General features: G+C 70.9%; 5 protein-coding genes. 4 read left to right on the top strand and 1 reads right to left on the bottom strand.

All coding sequences use genetic code 11. The features are described from left to right. The first annotated feature begins 75 nt into the window (after positions 1-75). Positions 76-2376 carry a fused MFS/spermidine synthase gene (locus VHS75_RS04705; RefSeq protein WP_329637453.1) on the top strand — a complete coding sequence of 767 codons (2301 nt, stop codon included), beginning with the start codon at positions 76-78 and terminating at the stop codon, positions 2374-2376. 60 nt (positions 2377-2436) lie between these two features. Here VHS75_RS04705 and VHS75_RS04700 read toward each other — a convergent pair whose 3' ends face one another. Next, positions 2437-3582, bottom strand: a complete 1146-nt coding sequence (locus VHS75_RS04700) for a bifunctional 2-C-methyl-D-erythritol 4-phosphate cytidylyltransferase/2-C-methyl-D-erythritol 2,4-cyclodiphosphate synthase (protein ID WP_329637454.1) — start codon at positions 3580-3582, stop codon at positions 2437-2439. 112 nt (positions 3583-3694) lie between these two features. Between VHS75_RS04700 and dusB the strand changes: the two genes are divergently transcribed. The 3 genes from dusB to VHS75_RS04685 all read left to right on the top strand — a co-directional run. Beyond that, positions 3695-4702 (top strand): tRNA dihydrouridine synthase DusB, encoded by a 1008-nt coding sequence (dusB, locus tag VHS75_RS04695; protein ID WP_329637452.1) that lies wholly within the window; start codon positions 3695-3697, stop codon positions 4700-4702. Continuing rightward, entirely contained in the window at positions 4699-5820 is a 1122-nt protein-coding gene (locus VHS75_RS04690; protein ID WP_329637451.1) for a two-component system sensor histidine kinase NtrB, read from the top strand. The genes dusB and VHS75_RS04690 overlap by 4 nt, the downstream gene beginning before the upstream one ends. After that, positions 5817-6362 (top strand): sigma-54-dependent transcriptional regulator (locus VHS75_RS04685; RefSeq protein ID WP_329637450.1); only part of this gene is annotated, 546 nt, incomplete at its 3' end. The genes VHS75_RS04690 and VHS75_RS04685, both read left to right, overlap by 4 nt.

Here is a 6362-nt window from a genome sequence, read left to right as displayed (position 1 = left end):
ATAGGCTGGGGGTTCAAGGCGATTCGAGCAGTCTGAATTCCGCCTCCTGTTCCCGCCTTCTGGGGCCGCCCTTCGATGACCACGGTAACTCTCGACACCCCGCGCCGAGCCCTGCCGCCGGCCGGCCTGTTCGCCGTGACGGTGTTCGCCAGCGCCGCCCTGGTGTTCCTGGTCGAGCCGATGGTCGCCAAGCTGGTGCTGCCCAGGCTGGGCGGCAGCCCGTCGGTGTGGAACACCAGCCTGGCCTTCTTCCAGGTCGCCCTCGTGGCCGGCTACGGCTACGCCCACGCCCTGCAGCGGCTGCGCTCGCTGAAGGCCCAGGCGCTGGTCCACGGCGCGGCCCTGCTGCTGGCGGCGATCGCCCTGCCGCTCAGGATCAACGAGCTGATCGGGCCGCCGTCCTCGAACCATCCGACGCTCTGGCTGCTGGGCGTGCTGACCGTCTCCATCGGCGCCCCGTTCGCGGTGCTGTCGGCCACCGCGCCGCTCGTCCAGGCTTGGCATGCCCGCACCTTCGGAGACCGCGAGGGGAGCGAGCCCTACGTGCTCTATGCGGCCAGCAACCTCGGCAGCCTGCTGGCGCTGCTGGCCTATCCGCTGATCGTCGAGCCGGCGTTGACCCTGCACGCCCAGCGCCTGGGCTGGAGCGGCGGCTACCTGGCCTTTGTCCTGCTCATGGCCGGCCTGGCCATCACGGTGATCCGCGCCGGCGAGGCTCGAGGTCCGATCCGGCCGGCCGCCGTGGAGGCGCCGCCGATCGCCTGGCGCGAGCGGCTGATCTGGGTCGCCCTGGCGGCGATCCCGTCCAGCCTGATGCTGGGGGTGACGACCTACATCACGACCGACGTGGCCTCGGCGCCCTTCCTCTGGGTCCTGCCGCTGGCGCTCTACCTGATCACCTTCATCATCGCCTTCCAGGCCAAGCCCGCGATCCGCAGCGACCTGACCCTGCTGCTGCAGGCGGCCTTGGTGGCGATCTGCGTGGCTCTGTTGCCGTTCCACGCGAGCCCGTTCGCCCTGCTGCTGCCGGTGAACCTGGGCGCGTTCTTCTTCACCGCCCTGATGTGCCACCAGACGCTGGTGGCGCGCCGGCCGCCGCCGGAGCGGCTGACCGAATTCTATTTCTGGATGTCGCTGGGCGGTGTGATCGGAGGGTCCTTCAACGCCTTCCTCGCGCCAGTGATCTTCGACAACGTCTGGGAATATCCGCTGGTGCTGGTGGGGGCGAGCCTGCTGCGGCCCTGGGGCGACTGGAAGATCGGCGTCTTCACCGCCGCCATGCTGATCATGGGGGTCGGCGCCGGTGTGGCGATGCCGATCCTCGACACCTTCGTCGCGCCGCATGTCTTCGCGCGGCCGGTCTTCGCGGGCTTCACCCAGGCCGATCTCTTCGACATGGGGGTTAAGGCCTGCCTGGTCTTCGCCATCTTCGCCGCCTACTTCGTGAGCCGCCGCGCGTTGCCGTTCTTCGCCATCATCCTGATCCTTTGGCTCGGCGCCGAGGGCGCGGCCGACCACACCAGCACCGATCACACCTGGCGCAGCTTCTTCGGCGTGCTTCGGCAAGGGGAGACGCAGGTGCCGGCGCTGGGCGGGCCCACGCGCATGCTGTCGCACGGCACCACCCTGCACGGCGCAGAGGCCCTGACCCCGCGCTGGCGCTGCAACCCGCTGGTCTACTACGCCAACTCCGCGCCGATCGGGCAGGTGTTCCTGACCGAGCGGCAGGGCAAGCCGGCCCTGCGGATCGGCGCGGTGGGTCTCGGCACGGGCTCGGTGGCGGCCTATGTGCGCGGGGCCGACCGGCTGACCTTCTTCGAGATCGACCCGTTGGTGATCAAGATCTCCAGCGATCCCAACCATTTCGCCTATACCACCCGCTGCGCCCGGGGGCCGGTCGACTATGTGCTGGGCGACGCGCGCCTGACGCTGGCCCAGCAGCCGACCGGGATCTTCGACATCCTGCTGATCGACGCCTTCTCGTCGGACTCCGTGCCCACCCATCTGCTGACCGTGCAGGCGGTGCAGGGCTACCTGACCCACCTGAAGCCCGACGGGGTGCTGATCCTGCACCTGTCCAATCGCAACCTCGACCTGAACGGCCCGGCGATGGCGGTGGCCAAGGCGGCCGGCGGTGTGGCCCTGATCCAGCACTACCGGCCGGGACCCGACACGGATCGCGGCGGCTGGCCCTCGCCCGAGGACGCGGTGATCATCGGCAAGTCGCGCGCGGCGCTGGAGCCCTTCGTCCATGACCCCCGCTGGAAGATGGCCAGCGCCAACGGCGTGCGGCCCTGGACCGACGACTACACCAACCTGTTCGGGGCGCTGTGGCGGCGCTTCCTGCAGAAGCTGGACCCCAACAGCGAGGGCTAGAGCGTTTCCCGGCTGACTTGAATCAAGTCAGCCGATCAGGAAGAGCGACCAGCAAAGAATCTAAGCCGGGGTCTCGACGCAGACCACGGCCTGGGCCATCAGGCCTTCCTCGCGGCCGGTGAAGCCCATGCCCTCGGTCGTGGTCGCTTTGACGCTGACCCGGCCAATCGGGAGGCCCAGCAGTTCGGCGATGCGGGCGCGCATGTCGTCGCGGTGCGGCCCGATCTTCGGCCGCTCGCAGATCAGGGTCAGGTCGGCGCTGATCACCTGGCCGCCCTTCGCCTGCGCCAGCCCCACGGCATGGGTCAGAAACCGGTCTGAGGACACGCCCTTCCACTTGGGATCGGACGGCGGGAAGTGCTGGCCGATGTCGCCGTCGGCGATGGCGCCCAGCAGGGCGTCGGTCAGCGCATGCAGGCCCGCGTCGGCGTCGGAGTGGCCGATCAGACCCTGGTCGTGGCTGATCCGCACGCCGCCCAGCCACACTTCTGAGCCGGGGCCGAACCGATGGGCGTCGACGCCGAAGCCGGTGCGCACGATCCGCCGCCCGCCCGCCAGCTGCTCGGCCATGGCGAAGTCCTCCGGATAGGTCAGTTTCATCAGCATGGGATCGCCCGGCGCCAGGGCGATGCGGCCCCCCGCGGCCTCAACCACCTGCGCATCGTCGGTGGGTTCGCTTGCGCCAGGCCACGCCGCATAGGCCGCTCGCAGCCGGCCGAGGCGGAAGGCCTGCGGGGTTTGGGCGCGCCAAAGCCCGTCGCGGCTGACCGTTTCGGAGACGGCGCCATCGCCGCGTTTCAGGGTGTCCGGCACGGGCAGGGCAGGGACCGCGCCGTCGCAACCCTCAAGGGTCGCCAGCAGAGCCGCCACGTGGGTCCCCGTCACGAACGGCCGCGCCGCGTCGTGGATCAGCACCGCCGTGTCGTCCGGCCCGCTGAGCGCCGCAAGGCCCGCCCGGACGGAAAGCGCCCGCGTCGCGCCTCCGGACACGGCCGTCCAGCCGCTCAGTCCATAAAGGGCGTCCTCGACCGCGGAACGGCGGTCCTGCGCCACCACGACCGCGACTTCGCGCGCGCCAGCGCTCAGCAGGGCCTCCACCGACCAACGGACCACGGGCCGACCCGCCAGCAGGCGCCAGGCCTTGGGCTCGCCGGGCCCCGCGCGCAGGCCTTCGCCCGCCGCCACCACTACACTGAGGAAGCTCATCGGGTGCGTGTTTAGGGACACGCTCGCGCTTGTCCAGTTCGCCCTGCTTTCAGATGGGGTTTACCGCAGCGCACAAAGTGCCTAAAAAGCTGGCTGTGGGGATGATTAAATAATGAGCAGTTCGCTCAAACTCGATACGGTCGAGGTCGGCGGTCGCGTCTGGATCGCGCCGATGACCGGGATCTCGGACCTGCCGTTCCGCCGCGCCGCGAGCCGGCTGGGCGCGCCCTATGTGGCCACCGAAATGGTCGCCTGCGCCGAGCTCTCCAAGGGCCGGCCCGATGTCGTGCGCCGCGCCGCGGTGGGCGAGGGCCTGCCGCTCATGGTCGTTCAGCTGGTCGGCCGCGATCCGCATCATATCGCGCAGGGCGCGCGGATGGCGCAGGCCGCGGGCGCGCAGATCATCGACCTGAACTTCGGTTGCCCGGCCCGAGAAGTGACCGGCGCCCAGTGCGGCTCGGCGTTGATGCGCGAGCCGGAGCTAGCGGAGCGCCTGATCGCCGCCGCCATCGGCGCCGTGGATGTGCCGGTGACCGTGAAGATGCGCTTAGGCTGGGATGACGCGTCCAAGAACGCGCCGGACCTCGCCGCCCGCGCCGAGGCCCTCGGCGTCGCCGCGGTGACGGTCCACGGCCGCACCCGCTGCCAATTCTACAAGGGCGCCGCCGACTGGGCCGCCGTCCGCCCGGTGAAGGACGCGGTCTCGATCCCGGTGATCGTCAACGGCGATATCGTCGATGGCGCCACGGCCCGCGCCGCCCTGGCCGCCTCGGGCGCCGACGGGGTGATGGTCGGCCGCGGGGTCTATGGCCGCCCCTGGATCGCCGCCCAGATCGAGGCCGAACTCGACGGCCGGGCCTTTGCCGAGCCCGGCGCCGAGGCCCGGCTGGCCATCGCCCTCGATCACTTCCGCGATGCGCTGAGCTTCTACAGCGAGCGTCTCGGCCTGCGGGTCTTCCGCAAGCATCTGGCGGCCTACGTCGATCAGGCGCCGTGGCCAGCCGCCGCCGAAGACCGCCGCGTCGCCCGCAGCCGCCTCTGCCGGCTGGAGGACGCCGGCGAGGTGGAGCGCGCGCTCACCGAACTCTGGGGCCAGCCTGAGCGGAGGCTCGCCGCATGACCTGGCGCACGCTTCCGCAATCCCTGGGCGTCGACGTCCTGGCCCTGAAGGCCGCGGCCTTCGAGCTCAGCCCCGATCCGGCCATGGTGGTGGACGCCACCGGCGCGCTGGTGGCCGTCAACGAAGCGGCCGAGGCGCTGTTCGGCCAGGGTCTGGGACTGCTGGCCCGCGGCCGCTTCAGCGCCGCCCTGCCGCCGGGCTCGGCCCTGGTGTCCCTGCTGAACCGCGCCCTGCACGAAGACGCCAAGGTCCGCGAGCGGGGCGTGCAGATCAGCCTCTTCGGCCTGCCGCCCTTCGAGGCGGATGGCGCCGCCGCGCCGCTGGGCGACGGCTCGGTGCTGCTCACCCTCAGCGTCAAAGCCGGCCTGGGCGTCGAGCGGGGCGCGGCGGAAGCCGCCGGAGGCCTGCGCTCCATCGTGGGCCTGGGCCGCATGCTGGCGCACGAGATCAAGAACCCCCTGGCAGGCATCCGCGGCGCGGCCCAGCTCCTGAAGTCAGGCGCCAAGACCGAGGATGCGCCGCTGGCCCAGCTGATCGTCGACGAGACCGACCGCGTGCGCCGGCTGGTCGACCGGATGGAGGCCTTCTCCGACGACGCCTTGCCGTCCCTGACCCCGATCAACATCCACGAGGTGCTGGACCGGGTCCGCGCGCTCGCCGCCAACGGCGTCGCCGACGGCCTGAGCATGCGCGAGCAGTACGACCCCTCGCTGCCGCCGGTGGAGGGCGACGAGGACCAGCTGATCCAGATATTCCTGAACCTGGTGAAGAACGCCGCCGAGGCCGCCCATTCGCGCGGCGACGGCCGCGGCGCGATCAGCATCACCACGGCCTATCGCCACGGCGTCCGCGTACGCGCCGCCAAGGGCCAGGCCCTGCGCGGCGCGCCGCTCGAGGTGCGCATCGTGGACAACGGCCCCGGCGTCCCCGACCACCTGCGTGAGCATCTGTTCCAGCCCTTCGTGACCTCCAAGGCCAACGGCGTGGGCTTGGGCCTGGCCCTGGTCTCCAAGCTGGTCGCCGCGCACGGCGGCCTTCTCGACTTCGAATCCGAGCCCGGCCGGACGGTGTTCCGGGTCCTGTTGCCCATCGCTTCCGAAGAGGACCACCCGGCATGAACGCCGCGAGCAAGAAGATCCTGATCGCTGACGACGACGCTTCGATCCGCCTGGTGCTCAGCCAAGCCTTCACCCGCCTCGGCTATCAGGTCCGCGCCACCGGCAACGCCGCCACCCTGTTGAAGTGGGTCTCGGAAGGCGAGGGCGACCTGGTGATCACCGACGTGGTGATGCCCGACGAGAACGTGTTCGACGTGCTGCCGCGTATCCGCAAGGAGCGCCCGAAGCTGCCGGTCATCGTGATGAGCGCGCAGAACAACCTGATCACTGCAGTCAACGCCGCCGAGGTCGGGGCCTTCGACTACATCCCCAAGCCCTTCGACCTGGACGACATGACCTCGGCCGCGCGGCGCGCCCTGTCGCGGCCCGCCGACCCGGAGGCCGCCCGCGCCCAGGACCGCGCCGTGCGCGACGACCGCCTGCCGCTGATCGGCCGCTCGGGGCCCATGCAGGAGGTCTACCGCACCATCGCCCGCCTGGTGGGTGCGGACCTGACTGTGCTGATCACCGGCGAGAGCGGCACCGGCAAGGAGCTGGTCGCC

The organism is Phenylobacterium sp. (assembly GCF_036264965.1).
GTDB lineage: Bacteria > Pseudomonadota > Alphaproteobacteria > Caulobacterales > Caulobacteraceae > Phenylobacterium.
The sequence above is the reverse complement of the archived record's forward strand: the minus strand, read 5'-3'. Positions and strand labels throughout refer to the sequence as shown.

Bases quoted from the DNA above. Each gene is read 5' to 3' on its own strand.
- VHS75_RS04705 (WP_329637453.1), top strand. From the start codon at position 76: ATGACCACGGTAACTCTCGACACCCCGCGCCGAGCCCTGCCGCCGGCC.
- VHS75_RS04700 (WP_329637454.1), bottom strand. From the start codon at position 3,582: ATGAGCTTCCTCAGTGTAGTGGTGGCGGCGGGCGAAGGCCTGCGCGCG.
- dusB (WP_329637452.1), top strand. From the start codon at position 3,695: ATGAGCAGTTCGCTCAAACTCGATACGGTCGAGGTCGGCGGTCGCGTC.
- VHS75_RS04690 (WP_329637451.1), top strand. From the start codon at position 4,699: ATGACCTGGCGCACGCTTCCGCAATCCCTGGGCGTCGACGTCCTGGCC.